Below are 25,031 nucleotides of genomic sequence, written 5' to 3'. Positions count from 1 at the left end.
TACCCTGCGTCGCCTCTTCGCGGCGGCGCGCGGCGCGTTCGGCCCGGTTCTCCTGCGTGCCCGGCACCTCAGCTCTTGCGGTCGAGCGTGACCCCGTAGAGCTCCATCCGGTGATCGACCAGACGGAAGCCCAGCCGCTCGGCGATCTGCTTCTGCAGCTGCTCGAGCTCGGGATCGACGAACTCGATCACTTCGCCGGTCTCGACATTGATCAGGTGATCGTGATGCGCCTCGGGCGCCGGCTCGTAGCGGGCGCGGCCATCGCCGAAATCATGGCGGTCGAGGATGCCGGCCTCTTCGAACAGGCGCACGGTGCGATAGACCGTGGCGATCGAGATGCCCGGATCGATCGCGGAGGCGCGCTCATAGACTTTCTCGACGTCCGGATGATCCTCGGCATCGGAAAGCACGCGCGCAATAACCTTGCGCTGTTCGGTAATGCGCAGGCCCTTTTCGTGGCACAGCGCTTCGAGATCGATCTTACGGCCCATGCGCGGGATGTAACGTCAACGGGGCCAAGTTGGAAGATGCCAGCAACGAAAAGGCCGGCCCGGAGCAATCCGGACCGGCCTTTCGGTTTTCAGGCTGTCGGGGCTCAGCGCTTGCGGCGCTTGGTGCCCAGGCCGATCTTCTTCGCCAGGGTGCGGCGCTGCTCGGCATAATTCGGAGCGACCATCGGATAATCGGCCGGCAGGTTCCACTTGGCGCGGTACTGCTCGGGGGTCATCTGATAATGCGTCATCAGGTGGCGCTTCAGCATCTTCAGCTTCTTGCCGTCTTCCAGGCAGACGATGAAGTCGGGCTTCACCGACGAGCGGATGGAAACCGCCGGCTCCTGCTTCACTTCAGGCTCGGCAACAGTGCGGCCAAGACCCGAGAGCGCGCCGTGCACGTTCTGGATGAGAGTGGCAAGGTCGGAAACCGACACACTGTTGTTGCTGACATGTGCTGCAACAATATCCGCCGTCAATGTAACAAGCGTTTCATCAATCTCAGTGCGCGCTTCCATTTTTTTCCTTTCGACCCGATCGGGAGTGACTATAAGTTGCCCTCTGCGAAGAATCTATCGGACCATTTCGGATCAAACGCAAGATCAATCTTGCAAATACCCGCAAGTCTCAGTCGAGATCCCGTGCATAGGTATGGGCGTCGAACAACTGGCCGCTACGTCCCCGATAATATTCCCGGCGTTCGCCGACCTTTTCAAATCCTTCGCGACGGTAGAGCCATACGGCATCGTTTCCTGACCGTACCTCCAGATGAATACGAACGACTCTGCGGCCGCGCGCTTCATCGATGACGGCGCGAAGCAGTGCTCCGGCGATGCCGCGGCGGCGTGCGGCGGGGTGGGTGGCGAGGAGGAGGAGCTCCACTTCGTCGGCGATCACGCGGGCAAGCGCGAAGCCGGCGTCGCGGCCATCGACGCTGGCGATCACCAGCCACACGCCGGGAAGCGAGAGCATCCCCAGGCACTGGGCGCTGGTCCACGCCTCGCCATAGCGCGCGTCGAATGCTTCCTGCATGATCGTGCCGACGCTCTGCAGGTCCTGCGACCCGCCTTCGCGCAGCTCGACGATATTGAGCGTGCTGCTCATGCCAGGCCCCGCTCGGCGAGCGTCTTGGCATCGGGGGCGCGGCCATAGATCGGGCGGGCGGGAAGCGTCGTGAAGTCGGACGGGAGCAGCCGGGCGTCCGCGGCGGCGGGCAGGGTCTCGCGCAGGTCGAGGCCGTCCGCGAGCGCGGCGAGGTGGCGCACGCCGCTGCCGAGCGCGGGGCGGCCGGCCAGCGCATCGAGCGCGGCGGCGGGGGCGAGCGAGCGGAACGGCCCGTCTTCGGCGAAAGGCTGGGAGTGGAACGCCTGCATGAACACCTCACCGTGCCCGCCTTCGAGCACCACGGCAAGCTGGGTACTACCCGGATCGGTGGCAAAGCCGGCGGCGGCGAGGAGGGCGAGCGAGGAATAGCCTTGCACGGGCACGCCCCAGCCGATCGACAGGCCGACCGCGGCGGCTAGCCCCACGCGCACGCCGGTGAAGCTGCCCGGGCCGACATCGACCAGGATGCGTGCCGCCCGACCTTCACCGGGCAGCGACGCGATCATCGGGACGAGCCGCTCGGCATGGCCGCGACCCACGACTTCATGGGCTGCGGCCAGCATTGTCGTCCCATTGAGCAGCGCTACCGAACAGGCGGCGGTCGCAGTCTCGATGACGAGTGTCAGATCAGAGGACGCGATTGAACTGCTCGAATTCGGGGCGCGGAAGACGGTCGAAGATGGTGGAGGGGTCACCATGTCCCAGCGTCGCGATGAAGTTGGACTTCACGCCCGGCTGGTCCGCGAAGAACGCCTCGTCAACCTTGGCGTTGTCGAAACCCGACATCGGGCCGGTGTCGAAGCCGAGCGCGCGGGCGGCGATCAGCAGGTATGCGCCTTGCAGCGACGAGTTGCGGAAGGCGTGGGTGTAGCGGATCTCTTCGCTCGGGAACCAGTCCTTGGCGGTCGGCGCGTGCGGGAAGAGCCAGGGCAGCTGCTCGTTGAACGCCAGGTCCATGCCGATGATCACCGTGGCGGGCGCCTTGCGGATCTTGTCGGCATTGGTGCTGCTCGACAGCGCCGCGAGCTTTTCCTTGGCCTCGGGCGTGGTCACCCACACGAAGCGCGCGGCCTGGTTGTTGGCCGAGGTCGGGCCCCATTTCAGCAGTTCGTAGATGCTGCGGATGTCGGATTCGGTCACCGGGGCGTCGGTGTAGCCGTTATAGCTGCGCGCGGTACGGAAGATCGTATCCAGCGCCGCGTCATCGAGCGGTTGGGCCATTTGAACAGTCCTTTCGTTGGCGATTGGGCTCAGACGGCCCGGACTTCGGTGACTTCGGGAACATAATGCTTGAGCAGCTGCTCGATGCCGTTCTTGAGCGTGGCGGTCGAGCTGGGGCAGCCGGCGCAGGCGCCCTGCATCTGGAGGTAGACCTTGCCCTGGTCGAACCCGCGATAGATGATGTCGCCGCCGTCATTGGCGACGGCCGGGCGGACGCGGGTCTCGATAAGTTCCTTGATCTGCTCGACGATCTCGGCGTCTTCGGGATTGTCGCCGAAATCGGCGCTCTCGGCCGGAACGCTGAAGCCCGCCGAGGCGGCGCGGAACAGCGGCATGTTGGCGGAGAAATGGTCGAGCAGGATGCCGAGCACATCGGGCTTGGCGTCGCGCCACTCGGCACCGGCGCCGATGGTCACCGAAATGAAGTCGCGGCCGAAGAACACGCCGGTCACATCACCCAGAGTAAATAGTGCCTCGGCGAGCGGCGAGGCCTCCGCCTCCTCAGGGCTCGCAAAGTCGCGCGTGCCCGCTTCCATCACCGGGCGTCCGGGCAGGAATTTGAGCGTCGCCGGGTTGGGCGTGGCTTCCGTCTCGATCAGCATAGGCGCCATTTGGGCGCTTGGAGGTCACGGATCAAGCTGGAAGGGGGAAACGAAAGGTTTCCTCGGGTGCGTAATATCCAAACCGTCACCCTTGACGCCGCGGCCGCACCTTACCCCGTCATCCCCGCGAAGGCGGGGATCCAGAGCCAAGGGGCCAAGCGCGCGCGGATCGTCCTGACCTGTCCGACTATCCCCTGTTCAATTGCATCGAATATCCCAAGCTACGCCGTCATCCCCGCCTTCGCGGGGATGACGGCGTAGGGTGACGGGCCTGCCTTTCGCGGGGCGGGGCAGGTCTCAGCCCTGCGCGTCGTCATGCGTCGTCGCGTCGGTCACGCTCTGGTCGTGGCCGCTCTTGTCGCTGAAGAAGGCGGCGGCGAACAGGCCGCAGCCCAGAAGCGTCGAGATGAACACGCCGCCGACCGTCGCCGCGATGGCGGAAGGATAGAGCGCATCGTAAAGCGAGAGATACCAGAGCGCGCCGATGACCATCACTACGCCGGCGAGCGCGATCCAGACGAACATGCGCTTGAGTTCGGCCCAGGCCTTGGCGTTGTTGGTAGCCATGTCGGCAGCTCCTTTTCGCCGCCGCATGTGGGCGCGGGGGCAGCGCTATTCAATTGGTCGAATTGACCACGCTGTTCCAGCGGGTCAGGTTCGTGCGCGCATCCTGGACGAAGGCCGAGCGGCGGATCCAGGCGAGGAACTTGTCGGCGAACCATTTGCCTGGCCCGCGCAGCGGCCGGCGGAACTGGATGAGCAGGACGATTCGGGTGCCGCTGGTATCGTTCCACACTTCGTGATCATAGGTATCGTCGAATACCAAAGTCTCGCCCTCGGCCCAGCGGACGACACGGTCGTCGATCCGCATGCGGGCATCGCCGTCGCGCGGGACGATCAGGCCGAGATGGCAGGTGATCAGTCCCTTGGTGACGCCGCGGTGCGCGGGGATGTGCGTGCCCGGCGCCAGGATTGAGAAGAAGGCGCTGTTGAGCCCCGGGATCGCCTCGACCAGCTGGGTGGTAACCGGGCAGCGATCGAGATTCTCCTGCACGAAATAGCCATAGCCGTAGAGGAAGAAGCTGCGCCATTTGTGCATCGGCGCGATCGCGCGGTGATCGGGCGAGATCATCGAGAGCGATGGGGCGATATGCTGGTCGAAGGCGGCGGCGATCGCCTCGGCGCGGATCGCTTGCCAGTTCGCCCGCAGCGCCTGGGTCCAGGCGAAGTCGCGCACGTCGAGCACGGGATCGTTGGGGACCAGCGAGAAACGGGCGATGAACCGGTCGAAGAGCCCGCGCAGATGCTTGCCGTGCTTGATCAGGAAGGGACGGTCGCGGTCGGCGCGCAGCGGCGCATCCGGCATCGTCGCGCCGGACATCATCGTCAGATCGGGGATCATCTCGCGTGCTTGGGCGGGTTCGATTTCGCCCGCGTCCCGCCACATTGCGCTGCCCCCAGCGCTCGGCTCGACCTTCACTGTCCTTGACCTTGCTTGTTGCACCACCTGTTCGACGGCGAGTCTGCGCCCGCACCCCCTTCGACTAGCCGGGCGATTGGTCGGAAACATGGCCCTGCCGCGGCGCGAGAAGGCGACATCGTGACATTTGGCGCTCGGGATTGCGGAGGACATGCCCTTCACTCCTTGTCCGCTTGTGGGAGAAGGAAGGGGCCCGTGAGGCGCAGCCGCGTGGGAAGGATGAGGGGGAGTGAGACACGCACCTCTGTCCCCCTCACCCTTCCGCCGACTACGTCGGCTCCCTCCCTCTCCCACAAGGGAAGAGGGAGAAGAAGTCCGTACATGTGGCGGAAAGGTTCGCGCTGGCATGCGGGAGCCTTCGCCCTTAGATGGACCTCTATGCACCCCTTCCAGCGCGTACCGCTCGCCCTTCTTGCCTTCGCCCTAGTTCTGCCGGTTCTGCCGGCCCAGGCGCAGACCAATACCAACCCGCCGGGCGTGACCGACACGCAGACGGTGGGCCGGCCGGTGCAGACCGCCAGGGATCCGTGGCTCTACGAGAAGAGCGACCTCGTCCATGACGATGCCTGGAAATTCGGGCGGCTGCCCAACGGCGTGCGCTATGCCGTCCGCAAGAACGGCGTGCCGCCGGGCCAGGTCTCGGTGCGCGTGCGGATGGATGTCGGCTCGCTGATGGAGACCGACAGCGAACGTGGCTTCGCGCATCTTCTCGAGCATCTGTCGTTCCGCGGATCGGTGCACGTGCCGGACGGCGAATCGAAGCGTATCTGGCAGCGGCTCGGCGTGACCTTCGGCTCCGATTCGAACGCGAGCACGACCTTCACCGCGACGACCTACAAGCTCGACCTGCCGATGGCGACGCCGCAGGGGCTGGACGAGAGCTTCAAGATCCTGGCGGGCATGATGTCCGGCCCCGAGATCACCCAGAAGATCCTCGATTCCGAGCGGCCGGTGGTGCTCGCCGAGCAGCGCGAACAGCCGGGCCCGCAGGTGCGGATGCAGGACATGATGCTCGACCTGATGTTCGCCGGCCAGCTGGTCGCACAGCGCGAGCCGATCGGCACGGTGGAGACGCTGACCGGCGGCACCCCCGCGACGGTCCAGGCCTTCCACGACCGCTGGTATCGCCCCGAGCGCGCCACCGTCATCGTCAGCGGCGATGTCGATCCGGCGCTGCTCGAGCAGATGGTGATCAAGCATTTCTCCGACTGGAAGGGCGTCGGCCCCGCCGTGCCGAGCCCCGATTTCGGCAAGCCCGTCGAAGGCAAGCCGGTCGCTGCCAGCATCGTCGAGCCTGCGCTGCCGGTGCTCACCACCATGGCGATCGTCCGCCCCTGGACTGTCGATGGCGATACGGTGATCTTCAACCAGAAGCGGATGATCGACCTGGTCGCGATCCGCATCATCAACCGGCGGCTCGAGACCCGGGCGCGCTCGGGCGGTACCTTCATCGCCGCCGGCGCGGACCTGAGCGATATCGCGCGTTCGGCCAACATCACCACGGTGCAGGTGCTCCCCGTCGGCGACGACTGGGAAGCGGCGCTGCGCGACGTGCGCGCAGTGATCGCCGATGCCCAGGCGACGCCGCCGACCCAGGCCGAGATCGACCGCGAAGTGGCCGAGATCGAAGCCTCGATGAAGCAGCGGATCAACACCGCGCCGGTCGAGGCCGGAGCCAAGCTGGCCGACGATCTCGCCGAGGCAGTCGACATCAACGAGACGGTGACGACGCCCGAATTCTCCTACGCGATCTTCAAGGGCGCGGTGGACGGCAAGATGTTCACCCCCGCAACGGTGCTCGCTTCGTCCAAGAAGGTGTTCGAGGGCACGGCGACCCGCGCCATGGTCAACCTCCACACGCCTGATGCGGCGATCACCACCAAGGTGGCTGCGGCGCTCGAGGCCAATGTCGCGGCGAACGCCAAGCGCAAGCTGGTCGGCAATGTCAGCTTCGATGCGCTGCCCAAGCTCGGCATACCCGGCAAGGTGGTGACTCGCGAGGCTATCCTGCCCGGCACCGGCATCGAGAAGCTGGTGCTTTCGAACGGCGTCACGCTGCTCATCCGCCAGGATCCGTCGGAGACCGGCAAGGTCTATGTGAACGTGCGTTTCGGCCGCGGGCTTTCGGGCTTCTCCAATACGGCGCAGACGCCGGCTTGGGCCGGCGAGGGCGCGCTGATGGCGAGCGGTCTCGGCAAATATGGCCAGGAGGAGCTCGACGCGCTCACCGGCCGCCGCCAGATCGGCGCCAATTTCGACGTGGACGACGATGCCTTCACGCTGAAGGCGCAGACCACCAAGGACGATCTGCTCGACCAGCTCAAGCTGCTCGCGGTGAAGCTCGCCGCGCCGGCCTGGGACCCGAACCCGGTACAGCGCGCCAAGGTGGCGACGCTTTCCTCCTATGCCGGGCTGTCCGCATCGCCGGACGCGGTGCTCAACCGCGATCTGGAGCGGCTCCTCCACAATGGCGATGCGCGCTGGGGCATCCCGCCCCAGGCGACGATCCAGGCGACGACGCCGGCGAGCTTCCGCAAGTTCTGGGAGCCGCTGCTCGCGAGCGGGCCGATCGAAGTCGAAGTGTTCGGCGACATGGATGCCGAGGCGACCGTCAAGGCAGTCGCTGCGACTTTCGGTGCGCTGAAGCCGCGTGTCGCCAGCAAGGCGCCGCTCGCCCCGGTCGAATTCCCCGCGCATGTCGCGACGCCGGTGACGCTGACCCACAAGGGCCAGCCCAACCAGGCCGCGGCGGTGATCGCCTGGCCGACCGGTGGCGGCACGGCCGATGGCGGGATCAGCGAGAGCCGCAAGCTCGAAGTGCTCGCCGCGGTGTTCCGCGACCGGCTGCTCGACCAGCTGCGCAGCCAGGCGGGTGCCAGCTATTCGCCGCAGGTGGCGAGCGCATGGCCGTTCGGCCTGCCGGCGGGCGGCAAGATCATCGCGCTCGGCATGGTCCCGCCCGACAAGGTCGACTTCTTCTTCACGCTGGTGCGCGGCATCGCGGCCGACCTGGTCGCCAAGCCGATCGAGGCCGACGAACTCAACCGCGCGATCACGCCGCTCAAGCAGCAGATCCTGCGCATGTCGTCGGGCAACATGTTCTGGATGCGGCTGGTCGAGGGCGGCACCTATGATCCCGCCCGCATCGCGAGCGTCGAGACGCTGGCCCAGGACTATTCGCTGGTGACCCCGGCGGACGTGCAGGGCCTGGCGATGAAGTATCTGCGCCCGGACAAGGATTGGTCGCTCCAGGTGGTGCCGGAGAAGAAGTAAGGCTTCGGCTTCGATGAAAAAGGAAAGGCCGGGGTGAGAGCCCCGGCCTTTTCCTTTGGTGGCCTAGTGTGCTGACCCGGCTGCAAATTCCGCCGTCACCCTGAACTTGTTTCAGGGTCCAACGCGCCTCAAGCGATATCGCCGGGGGAGGGTTGGATGCTGAAACAAGTTCAGCATGACGAAGAAGAGGGGGCTGGTCGCCTGCTCCTCTACGGTCGGTACAGCGCGTCCAGCCGCTCGCCATAGGCCACCTTCAGCACATGCCGGCGGATCTTGAGGCTCGGCGTCAGCTGCTCGTTCTCGATGGTGAACGGCGCGTCGGCGACGATGAACTTGCGGACGCGCTCGATCACCGACAGGTCCTTGTTCACGCGCTCCACGGCATGGGCGAGCGCCGCCTTGTAATCGGGGTCGTGGGAGAGGTCCCTGAAGTTGCACGGCGTCGCGGAGCGCGCGCACCATTCTGCGGTCCATTCGGGATCGGGGACGATCACCGCGGACATGTAGGGCTTCTTGTCGCCGGCGATCATCGCCTGGACGATCTCGGGCTGCAGCGTCAGCATGCCCTCGACCTTCTGGGGCGCGACATTGTCGCCCTTGTCGTTGACGATGATGTCCTTCTTGCGGTCGGTGATCTGGATGCGGCCCTTGGCGTCGATCAGGCCGATATCGCCGGTGTGGAGCCAGCCGTCCTTGAGGACACGCTTGGTTTCCTCTTCGTTGCGCCAATAGCCGTGCATGACCAGTTCGCCGCGGACCAGGATCTCGCCATCCTCGGCGATGCGGACCTCGACGCCGTCCAGCGGCGGGCCGACCGTGTCCATCTTGAGGCCCGCCTTGGGGCGGTTGCACGAGATCACCGGCGCGGCTTCGGTCTGGCCATAGCCCTGCAGGAAGGTGATGCCGAGGCTCTGGAAGAAGATGCCGACCTCGGGGTTGAGCGGTGCGCCGCCCGAGACCATCGCCTTGATCCGTCCGCCGAACTTCTTCGAGAGCTTGGGCTTGAGCGTGGCGCCCAGGAGCAGGTTCATCGGCAAATCGCCGATCCCCGAATTGCCCGCTGCCTTGCGGGCGCCGATCGCCACCGCCTTGTCGAGCAGGAAATTGGCGAAATTGCCCTGCTTCTCGACTTGCTTTACGATGCGCGTGCGCAGCACTTCGAACAGGCGGGGGACGACGACCATCAGCGTCGGGCGGACTTCCTCGATGTTCGAGGCGAGCTTCTCCAGCCCTTCGGAATAATAGATCTGCGCGCCGAGCCCGATCGGGAAATATTGCCCGCCGGTATGCTCATAGGCGTGGGAGAGCGGGAGGAAGGAGAGGAACACTTCGTCCTCCCAGCCGAAATCCTCCGAAATGACGGTGCAGCAGCCCTCGACGTTGCACAGGATCGCGCCGTGGTGCTGCATCACGCCGCGCGGGGAGCCGCCGGTGCCGCTGGTGTAGATGATGCAGGCCAGGTCCTCGCGGCGGAAGGTGCAGGAGAGGCCGCGCGGATCCGTGTCGTGCCTGGCGATCAGTTCGTTCCAGTCATGGAACTCCAGGCTGCCCTGCTGCGCCACGCGGACCTCGTCGATGCCGATGATCATCCGGGCCGAAGAGGCGCGGATCGCGGCGGGGAGCAGCGTCTTGGCCAGCTTGGTGTTCGAGACGATGATCGCGCAGGCGCCCGAATTCTCGATGATGTGCTGGTGATCGCGCTCGGTATTGGTCGTGTAGGTCGGCACGGTCACGCAGCCCGCCGCCATGATCGCCAGGTCGCTGATGCAGAATTCGGGGCGGTTCTCGGAAACCAGCATCACCCGGTCGCCGCGCTTGAGGCCGAGCGCAGTGAGCGCTGCCGACAGGCTCGCCACCTGTCGCGCGGCTTCGTTCCAGCTGGTCGGCTGCCACTTGCCGCCGGCCTTGTTCCACAGGAAGGGCGCGTCGCCCTTCTCCTTCGCTCGCACGAAGAACATCTGTACGAGATTGTCGAAACGTTCGAGCTTGCGCATTCCCACTCCTAGTCCGGGCGCCCCTTTGGAGCGTCCCGCTTATTCCGACGGCCGGTTCGGCTGCGCGCCCACGCGCTGAATAACGGTCGTCTTGCCCTGTTGGTCCATCACCACGCCTTCGCTGCGCGGATCGGCGCCGCCGGTCCAGACGCCCTTGACGCGCTCGACGGCATTCGCCTTGAGGCCGAGCGGTGCCGACTGGACGTTCTCGCCTAGGCCCTTGAGCGCCGGGATCATCGCGTCGAGCTGGGTGCCCTTCTCGGCGGTGGCCACCGCGCCGGGCGCGTAGAGCAGGCCGAGCCCGATCGCGTCCTGCGCCGAGAGCTTCCAGTCGATCACGCCGATGATCGCCTTGGAGACCTGGGCGATGATCGTCGAGCCGCCGGCCGCGCCGACCGCTAGGCGGACCTTGCCGTCCGGGCCATAGACGATCGTCGGCGCCATCGAACTGCGCGGGCGCTTGCCGCCCTCGACCCGGTTGGCGGCGAGATAGCCGTCCTTCTCGGGCACGATGTCGAAATCGGTGAGCTCGTTGTTGAGCATCGTGCCGTCCACCGACAGGCCCGATCCGAACGGGCTCTCGATCGTGGTGGTGACCTGGGCGATGTTGCCGGCGCTATCGACCACCGAGAGCGATGTCGTGCCATGCACTTCCTGGCTCTGCGACTTGACGCGCTTCGGCGCGCCCGGGGGCAGGCCGGCGGCAATCTTCGGCATCGAGCTGTCCGGGTTGATCAGTGCCGAACGGCTGGCGAGATAGCTACGGTCGAGCAGGCCGGCGATCGGCACCTGCACATAATCCGGATCGCCGACATAGAGGTCGCGGTCGGCATAAGCGAGGCGCGAACTCTCGGCGAAGAGGTGCCAGGACACCGGATTGTCCTTGCCGAGCTTCGCCATGTCGAAGCGCTCGAGCTGCGCCAGGATCATCAGCACGGTGACGCCGCCCGAGGAGGGCGGGCCCATCGAGCAGATCTTGTAGCCGCGATATTTGCCGCACAGCACCGGGCGGTCCTTGGCGGCATAAGAGGCGAGGTCGCCGGTCGTCATCTTCGACGGATTGCGGGCGGCGTTGTTGACCGCGGCGACGAGCTTCGCTGCCTGCGGGCCGACATAGAAGCTGTCGGGGCCGAGCTTCGCGACGCGCTCGAGCAGCGCGGCCTGGGCGGGGTTGGTGACATGCGCACCCATAGCGAGCGGAGTCCCGTCGGTGCCATAATAGATGGCGCGAACGCCGGCATCGACATGCGGGGCATAGCTGCGCAGCGCATTGGCGAGGCGGGGCGAGACGTCGAAGCCGTCGCGGGCCAGCTTGATCGCAGGCTCGAACAGCTTGGCCCAGGGCAGCTTGCCGCCACGGGCATGCGCCAGCGCCATCGCGCGCAGCGTGCCGGGCACGCCGACGCTGCGCCCGCCGGGTACTGCGGCCCTATGGTCGAGCGGCTGGCCGTCGGGGCCGTAGAACCAGTGATCGGTCGCGGCCATCGGCGCGGCCTCGCGGCCGTCGACGGTGCGGATCTTGCCGGTCTTGGCATTGTACTGGAGCATGAAGGCACCGCCGCCGATGCCGGCGCTCTGCGGCTCGACCACGTTCAACGCGAGCATCGTCGCAATCGCCGCATCGGTGGCGCTGCCGCCTTCGCGCAGGATTTCGGTACCGGCGGCGGCAGCGCGGGGATCCGCGGCGCTCACCACTCCCTGTGCGGACGCCGCGACCGGCGTGAACAGGAACGCGAACAGCAGGAACAGCTTCTTCATGTGCCAAGCCGTAGCGGCAGGTGGGCCGGTCAACAAGCGGGGAGGGGGTGTGGGGCTATGCCGGCCTGGCATGGGCGAAGCTTGTCCCCCTTCCGCCTGCGGGAGGGGCTAGGGGAGGGGACGTCCCTCCCTATCGCATTTCAGGCCCTCCCCCGACGCCTGCCGCAAGCGGAAGGGGAGTCTAAGCCAGCGCCTTCGCGATCGCGCGGGGAAGCCCCGGCCCCTTGAACACCAGCGCCGAATAGACCTGGACCAGCGTGGCGCCCGCATCGATGCGGCGCTTCGCCTCGTCCGGCCCGTCGATCCCGCCGGCCGAGATCAGCGGCAGCGCGCCGGCGGCGATCTCCGCGGCTTCGATCAGCTTCTCGCGCGCCAGCATGGTGAGCGGCTTGCCCGACAGGCCGCCTGCCTCGCCCGCATGCGCGGAGCGAAGCGGCGGGCGCGAGATCGTCGTGTTGGAGACGATCAGCGCATCGATATGATTGTCGAGCGCCGCCTGGATCGCGCTTTCCAGCCCGGCGCGGTCGAGATCGGGAGCGACCTTGAGGAAGATCGGGGTGCCCGCACGCGCGGCATCGGCGGCGGCGAGCAGCTCGTCGAGCGCGGGACGCGATTGCAGGTCGCGCAGGCCCGGCGTGTTGGGCGAGCTGACATTGATCGTGATGTAATCGGCGCGGGCCGCCGCCTTGGTCACGCCCAGCGCGTAATCGGCGACGCGGTCGGTGCTGTCCTTGTTGGCGCCGACATTGATGCCGAGCACGCCCTTTTGCGGACCGAGCTTCGCGATGCGGGCAAGCGCTGCGTCGATCCCGCCATTGTTGAAGCCCATGCGGTTGATCACCGCTTCGTCCTCGACCAGTCGGAACAGCCGCGGCTTGGGGTTGCCGGGCTGTGGGCGCGGAGTGAGCGTGCCGACCTCGACTGCGCCGAAACCAAGCGCGAACAGACCGGGGATGGCCTCGGCATCCTTGTCGAGCCCGGCGGCGAGCCCGATTCGGTTGGGAAAGGTCAGGCCTGCCAACTGGATCGGCGATTGCACCATTTCGGTTCTAAAAGCGGTGCCGACCGAGCCCCATAGCGCGAGCGCGCGGATCGCGGCGCGGTGCGCCTTTTCGGCATCGAGCGCGAACAGCGCGGAACGGAGGGTATAGGCCATGGGCATGGCCTTCGCATCGGATTTTCCCTCCGTAAAGCTGCGTATGTCGATTCCTTCCAATACCCGTGACAGGGGCCCGGCTAGTTCGGATCTGCGACCCGAGGGGTTTCCGCTTTATGGGGGAACCCTTTCCTTTTGGCCCGGTCCAGCTTCGGCTGGCCGGGCCACTTTTCTATTCGCCGACTATCCGGTATATTTGCACCAAGAAAAGAGAATCCGAGGAGGGGAAGCACTCGGATCTACAGGGCGAAATATGCGGGGCGCACCCAGGATGACGACGGCCCAGCCGGCCGCAGAAAATGACCGCGATCCGCGGCCACAGATCGACTTCCGCAAGGCGGAAGGCGCGCTGCTGCCGCACGTCGAATCCTATTATCTCTATCGCCACGACGCGGACGATATCGAGGGGATCGAGCGCGTCGATCTGGGGCAGCTGCGCTTCGTGATCAAGGGCGAGGGCGAAGTGATCTTCCCCGACGGCCGCTCCGAGCCGACCAAGAAGGTGATGATCAACGGCCCAGGCACCGCCGCCGCGCAGTATCGCATCCGCGGGCCGTTCCACTGCTTCGGCGTGTCGCTGCGCGCGATCGGCTGGAAGGCGCTGATCGGCATCCCGGCCTATAAGGTCACCGACCACATCATCGATGGCGAGAAGCTGTTCTGCGAGCAGGCGCCGATGCTGTGGCAACGCCTCCACAAGATGGACACGCTCGACGAGATGGTCGAGGCGATCGAACCGCTGCTCAAGCTGCGCCAGTACGAAGTGAAGCCGGTGCCCAAGGCGCACCTGATCTTCCTGCGCGCCGTGCGCGAATGGGCGGCGACCAAGGATCCGACGATCGACGATCTCTATGCGCGCATCCGCCAGAGCTCGAACATCGGCGAGCGCCAGGTGCAGCGGCTGTGCAAGGACTATTTCGCCGGGTCGCCGGCGCATCTGAAGCGCAAGTTCCGCGCGATCGGTGCGGCGATGCGCCTCTACCAGGGCGCGTCGGTGGACGAAGTGGTCGAGCCCTTCTCGGACCAGTCGCACATGATCAACGAGGTCCGCCACTTCACCGGCCACACCCCGACCTCGCTGCGCGCGGGCATCGACCCGGTGCTCGCGGTGACGCTCGACAACGAGACCTTCCATTTCCTGCCCGACGTGATCCCCGAATCGGTTGACCTTCGCCGCCGCTGAGCCCATCTGCGCAATCGGAACGATTTTGTCCGATTGAGCCCGGTCCCCCCGGGCCAGCGAAGGAACGGTGTGAAGCTCTCCAGCCTTGCCGACTATGCCGTCGTGATGATGTCCGCCGCGGCGCGCCATTGTGGTGCGACGTGCCGGCTCAACGCGACGCAGCTCGCCGAGGAGACGGGACTGCCGCTTCCCACCGTGCAGAAGCTGGTCAGCAAGCTCTCCGCCGCCGGGCTGATCGAGAGCGCGCGCGGCACCGGCGGCGGCTTCCGCCTCGCCCGTCCGGCCGCGGCGATCACGCTGGCTGACATCGTCGAGGCAGTGGAGGGGCCGATCGCGCTCACTGCGTGCGTCGATGGCGGCAAGCATGATTGCTGCGTCGAGGAGACGTGCCGGGTGAAGCCGCACTGGAATGTCGTGAACGGCGCTGTAAAGGGCGCGCTCGCGGGGGTGAGCCTCGCCAGTTTGAGTGGCGCCGGTGTGAGCGCAAATGTGAGTGAGATTGCCTGATGGCCACCAAGAATGCCGAGGCGCTCGCAGCCGCCAACAAGAAGTATGAATGGGGCTTCGCCTCGAACGTCGAGCAGGAGTTCGCGCCCAAGGGGCTGAGCGAGGACACGGTCCGCTACATCTCGGCCAAGAAGAACGAGCCCGAATGGATGCTCGACTGGCGCCTGAAGGCGTTCCGCATCTGGCAGGAGATGACTTTGCCGGAGTGGGCGAAGCTGCAGATCCCCCATATCGATTACCAGGATGCGTATTACTACGCCGAGCCCAAGCAGAAGAAGACGATCAACAGCCTCGACGATCTCGATCCCGAGATCCGGCGGACCTATGAGAAGCTCGGCATCCCGATCGAGGAGCAGAAGGTGCTCGCCGGGGTCGAAGGCGCGCGCAAGATCGCGGTGGACGCGGTGTTCGACAGCGTCTCGGTCGCCACTACCTTCCGCAAGGAGCTGGAGGAAGCGGGCGTCATCTTCCGCTCGATCAGCGAAGCGATCCGCGAATATCCCGAGCTGGTGAAGAAGTGGCTCGGCAAGGTCGTGCCGGTGCGCGACAATTTCTTCTCGGCGCTGAACGCGGCGGTCTTCTCGGACGGCACCTTCGTCTATGTGCCCGAAGGCGTGCGCTGCCCGATGGAGCTGAGCACCTATTTCCGGATCAATGCCGAGAATACCGGCCAGTTCGAGCGCACGCTGATCGTCGCGGACAAGGGCGCGTACGTGTCGTATCTCGAGGGCTGCACCGCGCCGATGCGCGACGAGAACCAGCTCCACGCCGCCGTGGTCGAGCTGGTCGTGCTCGACGATGCCGAGATCAAGTACTCGACGGTGCAGAACTGGTATCCGGGCGACGAGAACGGCGTCGGCGGCATCTTCAACTTCGTGACCAAGCGCGCCTTGTGCGAGGGGAAGAACTCGAAGGTGTCGTGGACTCAGGTCGAGACCGGCAGCGCGATCACCTGGAAGTACCCGAGCTGCGTGCTCAAGGGCGACGGGTCGGTGGGTGAGTTCTACTCGGTCGCCGTGACCAATGGCCGCCAGCAGGCCGATACCGGCACCAAGATGCTGCACATCGGCAAGAACACCCGCTCGACGATCGTCTCGAAGGGGATCTCGGCGGGGCGCAGCGACAACACCTATCGCGGCCGCGTGCTGGTCAATGCCGGCGCCGAGAATGTCCGCAACTTCACGCAGTGCGATTCGCTTCTGCTAGGCGACCAGTGCGGGGCACACACCGTGCCGTACATCGAAGTGAAGAACCCGACCGCGCAGATCGAGCATGAGGCGACCACCTCGAAGATCAGTGAGGACCAGATGTTCTACGCGATGCAGCGCGGGCTCGACCAGGAGGCCGCGGTGGCGCTGATCGTCAACGGCTTCGCCAAGGAAGTGCTGCAGCAGCTGCCGATGGAGTTCGCCGTCGAGGCGCAGAAGCTGCTGGGGATCAGCCTGGAGGGCAGCGTCGGGTGATCCTCGCCGCCGTCCTTCTTCTCTTCTCGTCGATCCAGACGGTTCCAGCCGAGGCCGCGCGCGTCCAGGACGTCCCCGCCACCCAGGCCGTCGCCGCGCCCGTCGAGGACGATGCCCAGATCGTCGTGCGCGCCAGCTTCGGGCGCACCATGATGCTGTTCGACAAGGGCGCCGACGGGCGCCTGCGCAATTGCCGGGTGATGGTCTCAAGCGGCAGCCAGCGGCGCGACACGACCGCCTGCCAGGCGACGCCGATCTGCTACGCCAAGACCGCCGACGAAGTGACCGACTGCGCCGAGATGACCGTGCTCGACCAGGCCGCGACGATCGGTGCGCCCGGCGCCGCCACGTCGCCGGCCGCGGGCAAGCCGGCGATCTTCGAGCTGCCCAAGCTGGTCCAGCCCAAGCCGGTGCTGTCCGCCAGCATCATCGGGCCGAACGAGAATGGCGAGGAAAGCCGCGAGACCGAGCGCCAGCGCGTCAAGAAGATCGCGCCGCCGGTGAACCCTGCTTCGGACGGGCCGGTGGTGCGCTTCACCAACGGCAACGACAAGCCGCGCGACGATACCGACAAGGGCCCCATTTTCGCGCCCAAGGAATGAATGACGCAATGTTGAAGATCACCGACCTCCGCGCCGAAATCGACGGCAAGGAAATCCTCAAGGGCCTGAGCCTCGAAGTGAACGCGGGCGAAGTGCACGCGATCATGGGGCCGAACGGCGCCGGCAAGTCGACGCTCGGCTATGTGCTGGGCGGACGCCCGGGCTATGAAGCGACCGGCGGCAGCGTCAGCTTCGACGGGCAGGAGCTGCTCGAGCTGGCACCGTATGAGCGCGCTGCGGCGGGCCTGTTCCTCGGCTTCCAGTATCCGGTCGAGATCCCCGGCATCTCCAACCTCCAGTTCGTGCGCGAGGCGCTCAACAGCCAGCGCCGCTCGCGCGGCGAGACGCCGCTGTCGGGCGGCGAGTTCCTGAAGCTCGCGCGGGCCCAGGCCGAGGCGCTGGGCATGGACATCGAAATGCTCAAGCGCCCGGTGAATGTCGGCTTTTCGGGTGGCGAGAAGAAGCGCAACGAGATGGTCCAGATGGGGATCATCGCGCCCAAGCTGGCGATCCTCGACGAGACGGACTCGGGCCTCGACATCGATGCACTCAAGGCAGTGGGCGAGGGGATCAACCGGATCATGCGCGCGCCGGACAAGGCCGTGCTGCTGATCACCCATTACCAGCGGCTGCTCGACTATGTGCAGCCGGACTTCGTCCATGTGCTGGCCGATGGCCGCATCGTCCGCTCGGGCGGGCCCGAGCTGGCGCATGAGCTCGAGCGCGAAGGCTATGGGACGGTGGCCGCGTGATCCTGGCCCTGCTCCTTCTGGTCCAGGATGCGCCTGCGGACGAACTCAATATCGAGGTCGTCGGGCGCAGGCTCGCCGCGATCTCGGCGACGGTCAGCCAGGGCGCCGGCGGCAAGCTCGGCTGCGCGCTGAGCGCGTCGAGCGGCTATGCGAAGCTGGACGCGCAGCTTTGCCGCACCGCCACACAGTGCGTCCGCGAGGGCGCGCGCGAGCAGGCGGCGGTGCGAAGCTGCATCGACAAGCGCAAGCCCGAGCTGCTCGCCGACTTCAAGCGCAGCTGGAGGGCCGGCCAGTGATGCTCGCACTCGCGCTCGCGCTGGCCATGCAGACGGCACCCGATTCCGACGCCGCGCAGGAAATCGTAGTGATCGGCCAGAAACTCAAGACGTGGCGGGCGAAGATCGATTTCGGCAAGAAGAGCACCAGCTGCAGGATCAAGCAATCGACCGGCGATGCCGAGATCGATCGGATCGGCTGCACGGCGATGGAGCAATGCTGGCCGCAATTCATGCCGGCCTTCGAGGCGACGCGCGCCAAGGGCATCAGCGCGCAGGACCGCGCGGCGAAGACGACAGAACTCAACCAGGCGCTCGGCGCCTGTGTAATGGCCAAGCGCGAGGCTATGATCGGCGAACTTGCCGACAAGCGCGTCGCGGCACGGAAGGTTGGCGCATGACCTTGCTCGAACTCCCCACGCCGCGCCAGGAGGAATGGCGCTGGGCCGACATGGGGGCGCTCAAGGCCGCGGCCGAGGCGCCGCAGCGTGAGACCGGTATCGATCCTGCCAGCCTGTTCCTCGACATCGAAGGGCCGCGGCTGCTGTTCGTCGATGGCCGCTTCGAGCCCGCGCATTCCAGGCCGGGCCCGGTGCAGGTGACGCAGCAGCTGGCGACGACCGACCATCCGCTCGGCAGCCTCACCGATGGCGAGGGCTGGTCGCTGCATCTCGGCAAGGAACATGCCGCGACGTCGATCCAGATCGTCCATCTCGGTACCGGCGGCGAAAGCCACGTGCCGGCGCGGATGATGCTGGCCGAGGATGCGGTGGCAAGCGTGGTCGAGACCTATGCGGGCGTCGGCTGGGCCAACCGGCTGGCGATCCTGTGCCTCGAGCGTGGGGCGCGGTTGATGCGCTCGGTGCGGCTGTTGCAGTCCGAAGGCTTCGTGTCGTTGCGCGAGGAAGCGGAAATCGGCGAAGCGGCGAGCCTGGTCTCGGTGTTCCTCGGCGCCGGCGGCATGGGCAGCCGGATCGACGGTTCGCTGGTCGTGACCGGCAAGGGCGGCTTCGCCGAGATGGGCGGCGCGCTGCTTACTTCGGGGGCGCTGCGCCAGGAAGCCGCGGTGACGGTGCGTCACGAGAATATCGAAGGCACGTCGCGCCAGCTGTGGCGAGCGGTGGCGGCGGACAAGTCGACCGCTAGCCTGGCCGCACGCGTCGAAGTGGCGCGCGGCGCGCAGCAGACGGATGGCGAACAGTCGCTGCGCGGCCTGCTGCTCCAGCGCACCGCTACGGTGAATTTGAAGCCCGAGCTCGAGATCTTCGCCGACGACGTGAAGTGCGCGCACGGCGCCACGGTGGGCGAGCTCGACCGCATGGCGCTGTTCTACCTGCAGAGCCGCGGCATCGACGAAAGCCGGGCCACCGCGCTGCTCACCCGCGCCTTCGTGGCGGATGCGATGGCCCGGATCGGCGAGGATGCGGTGCGCGAAGCCTTTGCGGCGGACGCGGATGCGTGGCTGGAGGGCGCGCTGTGACACGCTTGCAAACACCGACCGGCACCCCACATGTTCTGCTTATGTTTCAGTCGACGCCCCTTTGCGCCCTTGTTCGAAGCGGTGCCGGGCGGCTCGGGCAAAGTGAAATGATTTGCCTCGACTCCCTTCACTTTGCGGTGCGGGAGATGGCGAAATGAGTGTGGCAACCGACACCCGCCCCCTCGACCTGCTCGCCGATTTCCCGGCGATCCCGCCGGGCTGGCATTATCTCGACACCGCGGCGACTTCGCAGAAGCCGCAGCCGGTGCTCGACGCGATCAACCGCGCGTACGGCGAGACTTATGCTACCGTGCATCGCGGGGTGTACCAGCGCTCGGCCGACATGACGCTCGCCTATGAGGCGGCGCGCAAGCGGGTGGCGCGGTTTCTCGGCGGTGCGGAGAACGAAGTCGTCTTCGTCCGCGGCGCGACCGAGGGGATCAACCTGGTCGCGCAGTGCTGGGCGGCGACGCAGCTCAAGGCCGGCGACCGCATCCTGCTTTCCACGCTCGAGCATCATTCGAACATCGTGCCCTGGCAGATGGTCGCCGAGCGGGTCGGCGCAGAGATCGACGTGGTGCCGCTCACCGCCGACCAGCGCATCGATCTGGACGCAATGGAGGCGATGCTCACCGAGCGCCACAAGCTGGTGGCGCTGGCGCATGTCTCGAATGTGCTGGGATCGGTGCTCGACGCCAAGCGCGCGACGCAGTTGGCGCACAAGGTCGGTGCGAAGATCCTGCTCGACGGCTGCCAGGCCGTGCCGCGCATGCCCGTCGACGTCGCCGAGATCGGCTGCGACTTCTATGTGATGTCGGGCCACAAGCTCTACGGCCCGACCGGCATTGGCGTGCTCTGGGGGCGCTATGACTTGCTCGACGCGATGCCGCCCTACCAGGGCGGCGGATCGATGATCGACCGGGTGACCTTCGCGAAGACCACTTACGCCCCGCCGCCGGGCCGGTTCGAGGCCGGGACGCCGCATATCGTAGGCGTGGTCGCCCTGCATGCCGCAATCGATTATGTCGCGAGCATTGGGCTGGAGCGCATCCATGCGCATGAGGCCGCGCTCGTCACCCAGGCACGCGAGGCGCTGTCGCAGCTCAACTCGGTGCGGCTGTTCGGCCCCGAGGACAGCGCCGGCATCGTCAGTTTCGCGGTGGAGGGGGTGCACCCGCACGACGTCGCCACCATATTGGACGAAGGCAATGTCGCGATCCGCGCCGGGCACCATTGCGCCCAGCCGCTGATGGATGCGCTGGGCGTGCCCGCCACCGCGCGGGCAAGCTTCGGGGTGTATAACGGCGCGGACGATATCGCCGCGCTGGTCGCTGGGATAGAACGGGTCACGAGGATTTTCGGGTGAACGAAGAGCGTAAGATCGAAGTCGAGGAAGTGCAGGCCGTAGCGGCCCCGCCCAAGGCGCGCGTCGAAGACGTGAGCGAGGGTGTGGGCGAGACGTTCGAGCGCAAGCGCGACTATCTCTCCGGCTTCCTGTCGCAAAAGCCGCAATCGCTGTCGGGCACCGAGCCGGGCGGCGAGCTCTATGAGGCCGTGATCACGGCGCTCAAGGAGATCTATGATCCCGAGATCCCGGTGAACATCTATGATCTCGGCCTGATCTACGGCGTCGACATCACCGCCGATGGCCATGCCGCGGTGCAGATGACGCTGACCACGCCGCACTGCCCGGTGGCGGAATCGATGCCCGGCGAAGTCGAGCTGCGCGTCGGCTCGGTGCCGGGGATCGGCCATGCCGAAGTCAATCTCGTCTGGGATCCGCCCTGGGACCCGCAGAAGATGACCGACGACGCCAAGCTCGAACTGGGGATGCTGTGATGGCCAGCGTCCGTGAACGCCCCGCTGCGCTCAATCTCACGCCCTCGGCCGAGCAGCGTATCGCCGACCTGATGGCCAAGGCACCCGAGGGCGCGGTGGGCATCAAGCTCTCGACCCCGCGGCGCGGTTGTTCGGGCCTGGCCTATTCGGTCGATTACGTCACCGAGGCCAAGCCGTTCGACGAGAAGATCGAGACGCCTGGCGGCACTTTCTATGTCGACGGCAGCTCGATCCTGTACCTGATCGGCTCGACCATGGACTGGGTGGAAGACGACTTCACTGCCGGCTTCACCTTCCAGAACCCCAATGCCAAGGGCAGCTGCGGGTGCGGGGAGAGCTTTACGGTCTAGGCCGAGCGCCTTGCCGGTAACGCCCGTTATCCCCGCGAAGGACGGAGGCGCTCAGTCCGTCCCCACCTTGCAATTCTCCACCCGGCCCCAGGCGGTGCCCGGCGAGGCTTCCAGCAGCCGCTGCTGGCGCTGCGGCCAGGCGGGGAAGAAATCGATGCCGGTGTCCGTCTCGATATCCGCGATCGACTTCACATATTTCTGCGGCTCGTCGAAGCGTGAGCCGATCTTGGTGTTCTCCAGCACGAAGCCGACGACGCGCACGCTCTTGGGGTCGTAGACGATCTTGTAGAAGCTGCCCGGCACGACCAGCTTGTCATGGCCGATCACGCCCTTGGGATTCTCGTAGATCGGGCCGGTGATGACGAAGAGTTCGTCATGCCCGCCGCACAGCACCCAGCCGCGCACCGTGTCTTCCAGCACCCGCCAGATGCCACGGTTGAAGCCGAGCCCGACCTGGGGCGACATGTTCGAAAAGAAGAAGCTCTGGTCGTTGACCTTCTGGTCAAACGCCGCGTCCGCCGCCGGGGCCTGGTGGCCGCGGTCATAGAGGCGGGGGACGTAATCGGTGTCGTCGGCATCGACCGTGCCCAGCAGCGGGTCTTCCTTGAAATTGTCCTTGCGCTTGGCGGGTCCGCGCAGATCGGCGGCGGTGAGCCGTTCGACCACCCAGTCCGGGCTGTGCGTCGCGCTGTTGTAGGACAGGATATAGCCGCGCCGGCAGACGATGCGCTGTGTCGTCGCGGCATCGTCGCCGCGGGTGAAGGGCAGGCTCAGGTCCTTGTAGCGCGCCAGGCAGGTGGCGACGTCGAAGTCGCTGACGATTGCCGGTACCGGTGCCGCTGCGGGGGGCGGCGTCGGCGCTGCGGCGGGGGTGGTGCCGGGCATCGGAGGGCCGGCCGGCTGGGGCTGCGGCGCGGGTGTCGGCTGCACCACGACGATCCGGTTGGCAGGCGCCGGCCCCGTCGGCGGGCCCGGGATCTTGGCGATCCCGGCCACTGCGATCGGAGCGAGCGCGCCGATCACCAGCGCGGCGCTACTGGTCTTGCCCATGGCTCAGGCGCCCGGATCGGTAGCGGCTGGCGCGGGAGCAGCGGCTGCGGCTGCTGCCGTCGCCTTCTTGCTGTCGCCTGCTGCCTTGATCCCCTTGGACGCTGCATAGGTGCCGCCGCTCACGCCGAGCAGCAGGATCACATTCTCCGGAATCTGCACCAGCGTGCCCGATTCGAGGCAGAGGACGAGATAGACGCCGGCGATCACGAAGGTGAAGATCAGCAGCTGCAGTCGCGACATGCTTGCCTTAGGGATTTCGGGCGGGCGAAGGTGCGGCTCGTTATTAGCCTGGGCGATGGCCTGGGCAGTGGGATCGGCGGGCTCGGCGATCAGGTATCTGAGGCTGATCGTGCCATCGAACAGCGCCTTGAGCACGGCCAGCGCGATGCCGATGATCAGCAGCGCGATCGCGATGGCGATGCCGGCCGAGATATATCCCCAAAAGCCCGTGACCATATTCCCCCCTATTCGTTCAGCAGCTTGCCCCCGAGATAGGCGGCGTGGCTGCCGAGCAGCGCCGCGAGCAACGGTGTCGAGATATCGGGCATTCCCATGCCCGCCGGTTGGCGCAGCGCGGTAATGGCATAGCCGGCTGCGAAGAGCAGCGTGACTGCAACCAGCTGCAGGCGGTGAAAGCCGAAGCTTTCCTGCCCTGCATGACGGACCATGCCGCTGGTTTCGATCGTACCGGTCATGATCTGGCCAAGAACGCGCAGCGCAATGATCGCGAACCACCCGAGAAGGGTGACTTTGATCGTCGTTGCCAGCATCCCCCAGATCATGGGAGGAACGCTCTCATTGCCGGCGCTATACTGTCAATTGGATGGGACCGATCTGGTCCCATCCGTTTTGGGTGACGCGCGTGTCGCGGCGCGATAGAGCGCTTGCTTCCCTAGGAGAGAACCATGTCGACCCCTATGCCCTGGCACGCCGATCCCGCCCGCTATGACGGGCGCATGCCCTATCGCCGCTGCGGGCGTTCGGGGCTCGACTTGCCGGCGATCAGCTTGGGGCTGTGGCAGAATTTCGGCGGTGCGGACGTGTTCGAGACCGGCCGCGCGATGCTGCGCCGCGCGTTCGACCGGGGTGTCACCCATTTCGACCTCGCGAACAATTACGGCCCGCCCTACGGCTCGGCCGAAGAGAATTTCGGGCGCGTGCTGGCGAGCGACTTTGCTTCGCATCGCGACGAGCTGGTGGTCTCGACCAAGGCGGGCTGGGACATGTGGCCGGGCCCGTACGGCGATGTCGGCGGGTCGAAGAAGTACCTCATCGCCTCGTGCGACCAGAGCCTGAAGCGGATGGGGCTCGACTATGTCGACATCTTCTATTCGCACCGCGTCGATCCGAAGACCCCGCTCGAGGAGACGATGGGCGCGCTCGCCCAGCTCCACCGCCAGGGCAAGGCGCTCTATGTCGGCATCTCGAGCTATTCGCCCGAGCTGACCCGCCAGGCCGCGGTGATCCTGGCCGAGCACAAGGTACCGCTGCTGATCCACCAGCCGAGCTACTCGATGCTCAACCGCTGGGTGGAGGCTGAGCTGCTCGACACGCTGGGCGAGCTCGGCACCGGCTGCATTGCCTTCTCGCCGCTGGCGCAGGGGATGCTCAGCAACAAGTACCTGAACGGCGTTCCGGAGAGCGCGCGTGCGGCCAAGGGCGGCTCGCTGAATCAACGATTGTTGTCGGACGACAATCTCGCCCGCATCCGTGCGCTGAACGACATCGCGGGCAAGCGCGGACAGACGCTGGCGCAGATGGCGATCGCCTGGGTGTTGCGCGACCCGCGCGTGACTTCGGCGCTGATCGGGGCGCGCACGGTCGAGCAGCTCGACAACTCGCTGGACGCAGTGAACAATCTCGATTTCAGCGCCGAGGAACTGGCCGAGATCGACACCCATGCAACCGATGGCGCGCTCGATCTTTGGAAGGTCTCGTCCAGCATCGAGGAACTCCCCGGCCAATGAGCGTCGCCTTCCGTCGCGAGAGCGATGAGGAACATAAGGAACCCAAGTTCGAGATCCCGCTACCGGCGGGGCCGAACCTGGTGACTGCGCGCGGGCTCGCGCTGATCGAGGCGAAGGTGGCCGCGCTCGAAGCGGCTATCGCTGTCGAGCGCGCGGACGAGGCGCGCGAGGTGCTCAAGCGCGAACTGCGCTACTGGAACACTCGCCGCACCACCGCGCAGATCGCACCGGTGCCCGAGGAAGGCGTGGTCGGGATCGGCTCGCGCGTGCGCATCCGGATGAACGGCAAGGCGCGGGTGATCGACCTAGTCGGACATGACGAAGCCGATCCCGCGGCGGACCGGCTTTCCTTCGCGGCGCCGCTCGCGCATGCGCTAATTGGTGCCGAGGAGGGCGAGAAGGTCGATTTTAGCGGGCGCGCGGGCGCGATCGAGATCCTCGATATCGAAACGATTCCGGACTGAGTCAAACTCGGCATAGGATG

General features: G+C 66.3%; 28 protein-coding genes. 14 read left to right on the top strand and 14 right to left on the bottom strand.

Annotated elements, in window-relative coordinates; genetic code table 11:
- Window positions 1-68: 68 nt before the first annotated feature.
- From AC1RPL_RS09100 to AC1RPL_RS09065, 8 genes are all read right to left on the bottom strand, one after another.
- Window positions 69-491: a Fur family transcriptional regulator gene (locus tag AC1RPL_RS09100; protein WP_180142660.1), complete on the bottom strand. Its 423-nt coding sequence runs from the start codon at window positions 489-491 to the stop codon at window positions 69-71.
- A 104-nt stretch (window positions 492-595) separates the two neighbouring features.
- Window positions 596-1,009 (bottom strand): Ros/MucR family transcriptional regulator, encoded by a 414-nt coding sequence (locus AC1RPL_RS09095; protein WP_493068919.1) that lies wholly within the window; start codon window positions 1,007-1,009, stop codon window positions 596-598.
- A 109-nt stretch (window positions 1,010-1,118) separates the two neighbouring features.
- The gene (locus AC1RPL_RS09090) at window positions 1,119-1,595 is read right to left on the bottom strand and encodes a GNAT family N-acetyltransferase (RefSeq protein ID WP_493068918.1); all 477 of its coding nucleotides are present in this window, start codon (window positions 1,593-1,595) and stop codon (window positions 1,119-1,121) included.
- Window positions 1,592-2,221 carry a tRNA (adenosine(37)-N6)-threonylcarbamoyltransferase complex dimerization subunit type 1 TsaB gene (tsaB, locus tag AC1RPL_RS09085; protein ID WP_493069111.1) on the bottom strand — a complete coding sequence of 210 codons (630 nt, stop codon included), beginning with the start codon at window positions 2,219-2,221 and terminating at the stop codon, window positions 1,592-1,594. Before tsaB ends, AC1RPL_RS09090 begins: the two co-directional genes overlap by 4 nt.
- 1 nt (window position 2,222) lies before the next feature.
- The gene (locus AC1RPL_RS09080) at window positions 2,223-2,816 is read right to left on the bottom strand and encodes a malonic semialdehyde reductase (RefSeq protein ID WP_493068917.1); all 594 of its coding nucleotides are present in this window, start codon (window positions 2,814-2,816) and stop codon (window positions 2,223-2,225) included.
- Window positions 2,817-2,845: 29 nt separating this feature from the next.
- Window positions 2,846-3,418, bottom strand: coding sequence for a NifU family protein (locus AC1RPL_RS09075; protein WP_493068916.1), 573 nt, complete (start codon window positions 3,416-3,418; stop codon window positions 2,846-2,848).
- A 297-nt stretch (window positions 3,419-3,715) separates the two neighbouring features.
- On the bottom strand, window positions 3,716-3,985 hold the full coding sequence (locus AC1RPL_RS09070) for a hypothetical protein (protein WP_493068915.1): 270 nt from the start codon (window positions 3,983-3,985) through the stop codon (window positions 3,716-3,718).
- A gap of 49 nt (window positions 3,986-4,034) precedes the next feature.
- Window positions 4,035-4,865, bottom strand: a complete 831-nt coding sequence (locus tag AC1RPL_RS09065) for an aspartyl/asparaginyl beta-hydroxylase domain-containing protein (protein ID WP_493068914.1) — start codon at window positions 4,863-4,865, stop codon at window positions 4,035-4,037.
- A gap of 411 nt (window positions 4,866-5,276) precedes the next feature.
- Between AC1RPL_RS09065 and AC1RPL_RS09060 the strand changes: the two genes are divergently transcribed.
- A complete protein-coding gene (locus AC1RPL_RS09060; protein ID WP_493068913.1) occupies window positions 5,277-8,171 on the top strand; it encodes a M16 family metallopeptidase in 2,895 nt (964 codons plus the stop codon).
- A 209-nt stretch (window positions 8,172-8,380) separates the two neighbouring features.
- On the opposite strand, the gene AC1RPL_RS09055 is transcribed toward AC1RPL_RS09060, so the two are convergent.
- The 3 genes from AC1RPL_RS09055 to AC1RPL_RS09045 form a co-directional block, all read right to left on the bottom strand.
- Window positions 8,381-10,165, bottom strand: coding sequence for an AMP-dependent synthetase/ligase (locus AC1RPL_RS09055; protein WP_493068912.1), 1,785 nt, complete (start codon window positions 10,163-10,165; stop codon window positions 8,381-8,383).
- 39 nt (window positions 10,166-10,204) lie between these two features.
- Window positions 10,205-11,923, bottom strand: coding sequence for a gamma-glutamyltransferase (gene ggt / locus AC1RPL_RS09050; protein WP_493068911.1), 1,719 nt, complete (start codon window positions 11,921-11,923; stop codon window positions 10,205-10,207).
- 181 nt (window positions 11,924-12,104) lie between these two features.
- The gene (locus tag AC1RPL_RS09045) at window positions 12,105-13,079 is read right to left on the bottom strand and encodes a quinone-dependent dihydroorotate dehydrogenase (protein WP_493068910.1); all 975 of its coding nucleotides are present in this window, start codon (window positions 13,077-13,079) and stop codon (window positions 12,105-12,107) included.
- Between the two features lie 271 nt (window positions 13,080-13,350).
- Here AC1RPL_RS09045 and AC1RPL_RS09040 point away from each other — a divergent pair, with 271 nt between their 5' ends.
- From AC1RPL_RS09040 to AC1RPL_RS08990, 11 genes are all read left to right on the top strand, one after another.
- Window positions 13,351-14,262 (top strand): DUF6597 domain-containing transcriptional factor, encoded by a 912-nt coding sequence (locus AC1RPL_RS09040; RefSeq protein WP_493068909.1) that lies wholly within the window; start codon window positions 13,351-13,353, stop codon window positions 14,260-14,262.
- Between the two features lie 69 nt (window positions 14,263-14,331).
- Window positions 14,332-14,769, top strand: a complete 438-nt coding sequence (locus AC1RPL_RS09035) for an SUF system Fe-S cluster assembly regulator (RefSeq protein ID WP_493068908.1) — start codon at window positions 14,332-14,334, stop codon at window positions 14,767-14,769.
- Window positions 14,769-16,232, top strand: coding sequence for a Fe-S cluster assembly protein SufB (gene sufB / locus AC1RPL_RS09030; protein ID WP_493068907.1), 1,464 nt, complete (start codon window positions 14,769-14,771; stop codon window positions 16,230-16,232). Before AC1RPL_RS09035 ends, sufB begins: the two co-directional genes overlap by 1 nt.
- Window positions 16,229-16,834, top strand: a complete 606-nt coding sequence (locus tag AC1RPL_RS09025) for a hypothetical protein (RefSeq protein ID WP_493068906.1) — start codon at window positions 16,229-16,231, stop codon at window positions 16,832-16,834. The genes sufB and AC1RPL_RS09025 overlap by 4 nt, the downstream gene beginning before the upstream one ends.
- Window positions 16,835-16,842: 8 nt before the next feature.
- Window positions 16,843-17,586 carry a Fe-S cluster assembly ATPase SufC gene (gene sufC / locus AC1RPL_RS09020; RefSeq protein WP_493068905.1) on the top strand — a complete coding sequence of 248 codons (744 nt, stop codon included), beginning with the start codon at window positions 16,843-16,845 and terminating at the stop codon, window positions 17,584-17,586.
- Window positions 17,583-17,882, top strand: coding sequence for a hypothetical protein (locus AC1RPL_RS09015; RefSeq protein WP_493068904.1), 300 nt, complete (start codon window positions 17,583-17,585; stop codon window positions 17,880-17,882). The genes sufC and AC1RPL_RS09015 overlap by 4 nt, the downstream gene beginning before the upstream one ends.
- Window positions 17,879-18,262, top strand: a complete 384-nt coding sequence (locus AC1RPL_RS09010) for a hypothetical protein (RefSeq protein WP_493068903.1) — start codon at window positions 17,879-17,881, stop codon at window positions 18,260-18,262. Before AC1RPL_RS09015 ends, AC1RPL_RS09010 begins: the two co-directional genes overlap by 4 nt.
- Entirely contained in the window at window positions 18,259-19,341 is a 1,083-nt protein-coding gene (locus AC1RPL_RS09005; RefSeq protein WP_493068902.1) for a SufD family Fe-S cluster assembly protein, read from the top strand. The genes AC1RPL_RS09010 and AC1RPL_RS09005 overlap by 4 nt, the downstream gene beginning before the upstream one ends.
- Before the next feature lie 154 nt (window positions 19,342-19,495).
- Entirely contained in the window at window positions 19,496-20,707 is a 1,212-nt protein-coding gene (locus tag AC1RPL_RS09000; RefSeq protein ID WP_493068901.1) for a cysteine desulfurase, read from the top strand.
- The gene (locus AC1RPL_RS08995; protein ID WP_493068900.1) at window positions 20,704-21,180 is read left to right on the top strand and encodes an SUF system Fe-S cluster assembly protein; all 477 of its coding nucleotides are present in this window, start codon (window positions 20,704-20,706) and stop codon (window positions 21,178-21,180) included. Before AC1RPL_RS09000 ends, AC1RPL_RS08995 begins: the two co-directional genes overlap by 4 nt.
- Window positions 21,180-21,530, top strand: a complete 351-nt coding sequence (locus AC1RPL_RS08990; RefSeq protein ID WP_493068899.1) for a HesB/IscA family protein — start codon at window positions 21,180-21,182, stop codon at window positions 21,528-21,530. Before AC1RPL_RS08995 ends, AC1RPL_RS08990 begins: the two co-directional genes overlap by 1 nt.
- A gap of 51 nt (window positions 21,531-21,581) precedes the next feature.
- Here the strand turns inward: AC1RPL_RS08990 and AC1RPL_RS08985 are convergent, their stop codons facing one another.
- From AC1RPL_RS08985 to AC1RPL_RS08975, 3 genes are read right to left on the bottom strand one after another with little or no spacing between them, the layout of a single operon-like run.
- Window positions 21,582-22,580 (bottom strand): DNA/RNA non-specific endonuclease, encoded by a 999-nt coding sequence (locus tag AC1RPL_RS08985; RefSeq protein WP_493068898.1) that lies wholly within the window; start codon window positions 22,578-22,580, stop codon window positions 21,582-21,584.
- Window positions 22,581-22,583: 3 nt separating this feature from the next.
- Complete coding sequence (locus tag AC1RPL_RS08980) at window positions 22,584-23,036, bottom strand: hypothetical protein (protein WP_493068897.1); 453 nt, start codon at window positions 23,034-23,036, stop codon at window positions 22,584-22,586.
- 8 nt (window positions 23,037-23,044) lie between these two features.
- Window positions 23,045-23,362 (bottom strand): hypothetical protein, encoded by a 318-nt coding sequence (locus tag AC1RPL_RS08975; RefSeq protein ID WP_493068896.1) that lies wholly within the window; start codon window positions 23,360-23,362, stop codon window positions 23,045-23,047.
- Between the two features lie 123 nt (window positions 23,363-23,485).
- Here AC1RPL_RS08975 and mgrA point away from each other — a divergent pair, with 123 nt between their 5' ends.
- Together mgrA and AC1RPL_RS08965 are read left to right on the top strand one after the other, a co-directional pair.
- A complete protein-coding gene (gene mgrA / locus AC1RPL_RS08970; protein ID WP_493068895.1) occupies window positions 23,486-24,547 on the top strand; it encodes an L-glyceraldehyde 3-phosphate reductase in 1,062 nt (353 codons plus the stop codon).
- Complete coding sequence (locus AC1RPL_RS08965) at window positions 24,544-25,011, top strand: GreA/GreB family elongation factor (RefSeq protein WP_493068894.1); 468 nt, start codon at window positions 24,544-24,546, stop codon at window positions 25,009-25,011. Before mgrA ends, AC1RPL_RS08965 begins: the two co-directional genes overlap by 4 nt.
- Window positions 25,012-25,031: the final 20 nt, after the last annotated feature.

Source organism: Sphingomonas sp. GW821-FHT12D09, from assembly GCF_058807215.1.
The sequence above is the reverse complement of the archived record's forward strand: the minus strand, read 5'-3'. Positions and strand labels throughout refer to the sequence as shown.

Bases quoted from the DNA above. Each gene is read 5' to 3' on its own strand.
- AC1RPL_RS09100 (WP_180142660.1), bottom strand. From the start codon at position 491: ATGGGCCGTAAGATCGATCTCGAAGCGCTGTGCCACGAAAAGGGCCTG.
- AC1RPL_RS09095 (WP_493068919.1), bottom strand. From the start codon at position 1,009: ATGGAAGCGCGCACTGAGATTGATGAAACGCTTGTTACATTGACGGCG.
- AC1RPL_RS09090 (WP_493068918.1), bottom strand. From the start codon at position 1,595: ATGAGCAGCACGCTCAATATCGTCGAGCTGCGCGAAGGCGGGTCGCAG.
- AC1RPL_RS09080 (WP_493068917.1), bottom strand. From the start codon at position 2,816: ATGGCCCAACCGCTCGATGACGCGGCGCTGGATACGATCTTCCGTACC.
- AC1RPL_RS09075 (WP_493068916.1), bottom strand. From the start codon at position 3,418: ATGCTGATCGAGACGGAAGCCACGCCCAACCCGGCGACGCTCAAATTC.
- AC1RPL_RS09070 (WP_493068915.1), bottom strand. From the start codon at position 3,985: ATGGCTACCAACAACGCCAAGGCCTGGGCCGAACTCAAGCGCATGTTC.
- AC1RPL_RS09065 (WP_493068914.1), bottom strand. From the start codon at position 4,865: ATGTGGCGGGACGCGGGCGAAATCGAACCCGCCCAAGCACGCGAGATG.
- AC1RPL_RS09060 (WP_493068913.1), top strand. From the start codon at position 5,277: ATGCACCCCTTCCAGCGCGTACCGCTCGCCCTTCTTGCCTTCGCCCTA.
- AC1RPL_RS09055 (WP_493068912.1), bottom strand. From the start codon at position 10,165: ATGCGCAAGCTCGAACGTTTCGACAATCTCGTACAGATGTTCTTCGTG.
- ggt (WP_493068911.1), bottom strand. From the start codon at position 11,923: ATGAAGAAGCTGTTCCTGCTGTTCGCGTTCCTGTTCACGCCGGTCGCG.
- AC1RPL_RS09045 (WP_493068910.1), bottom strand. From the start codon at position 13,079: ATGGCCTATACCCTCCGTTCCGCGCTGTTCGCGCTCGATGCCGAAAAG.
- AC1RPL_RS09040 (WP_493068909.1), top strand. From the start codon at position 13,351: ATGACGACGGCCCAGCCGGCCGCAGAAAATGACCGCGATCCGCGGCCA.
- sufB (WP_493068907.1), top strand. From the start codon at position 14,769: ATGGCCACCAAGAATGCCGAGGCGCTCGCAGCCGCCAACAAGAAGTAT.
- sufC (WP_493068905.1), top strand. From the start codon at position 16,843: ATGTTGAAGATCACCGACCTCCGCGCCGAAATCGACGGCAAGGAAATC.
- AC1RPL_RS09005 (WP_493068902.1), top strand. From the start codon at position 18,259: ATGACCTTGCTCGAACTCCCCACGCCGCGCCAGGAGGAATGGCGCTGG.
- AC1RPL_RS09000 (WP_493068901.1), top strand. From the start codon at position 19,496: ATGAGTGTGGCAACCGACACCCGCCCCCTCGACCTGCTCGCCGATTTC.
- AC1RPL_RS08990 (WP_493068899.1), top strand. From the start codon at position 21,180: ATGGCCAGCGTCCGTGAACGCCCCGCTGCGCTCAATCTCACGCCCTCG.
- AC1RPL_RS08985 (WP_493068898.1), bottom strand. From the start codon at position 22,580: ATGGGCAAGACCAGTAGCGCCGCGCTGGTGATCGGCGCGCTCGCTCCG.
- AC1RPL_RS08980 (WP_493068897.1), bottom strand. From the start codon at position 23,036: ATGGTCACGGGCTTTTGGGGATATATCTCGGCCGGCATCGCCATCGCG.
- AC1RPL_RS08975 (WP_493068896.1), bottom strand. From the start codon at position 23,362: ATGATCTGGGGGATGCTGGCAACGACGATCAAAGTCACCCTTCTCGGG.
- mgrA (WP_493068895.1), top strand. From the start codon at position 23,486: ATGTCGACCCCTATGCCCTGGCACGCCGATCCCGCCCGCTATGACGGG.
- AC1RPL_RS08965 (WP_493068894.1), top strand. From the start codon at position 24,544: ATGAGCGTCGCCTTCCGTCGCGAGAGCGATGAGGAACATAAGGAACCC.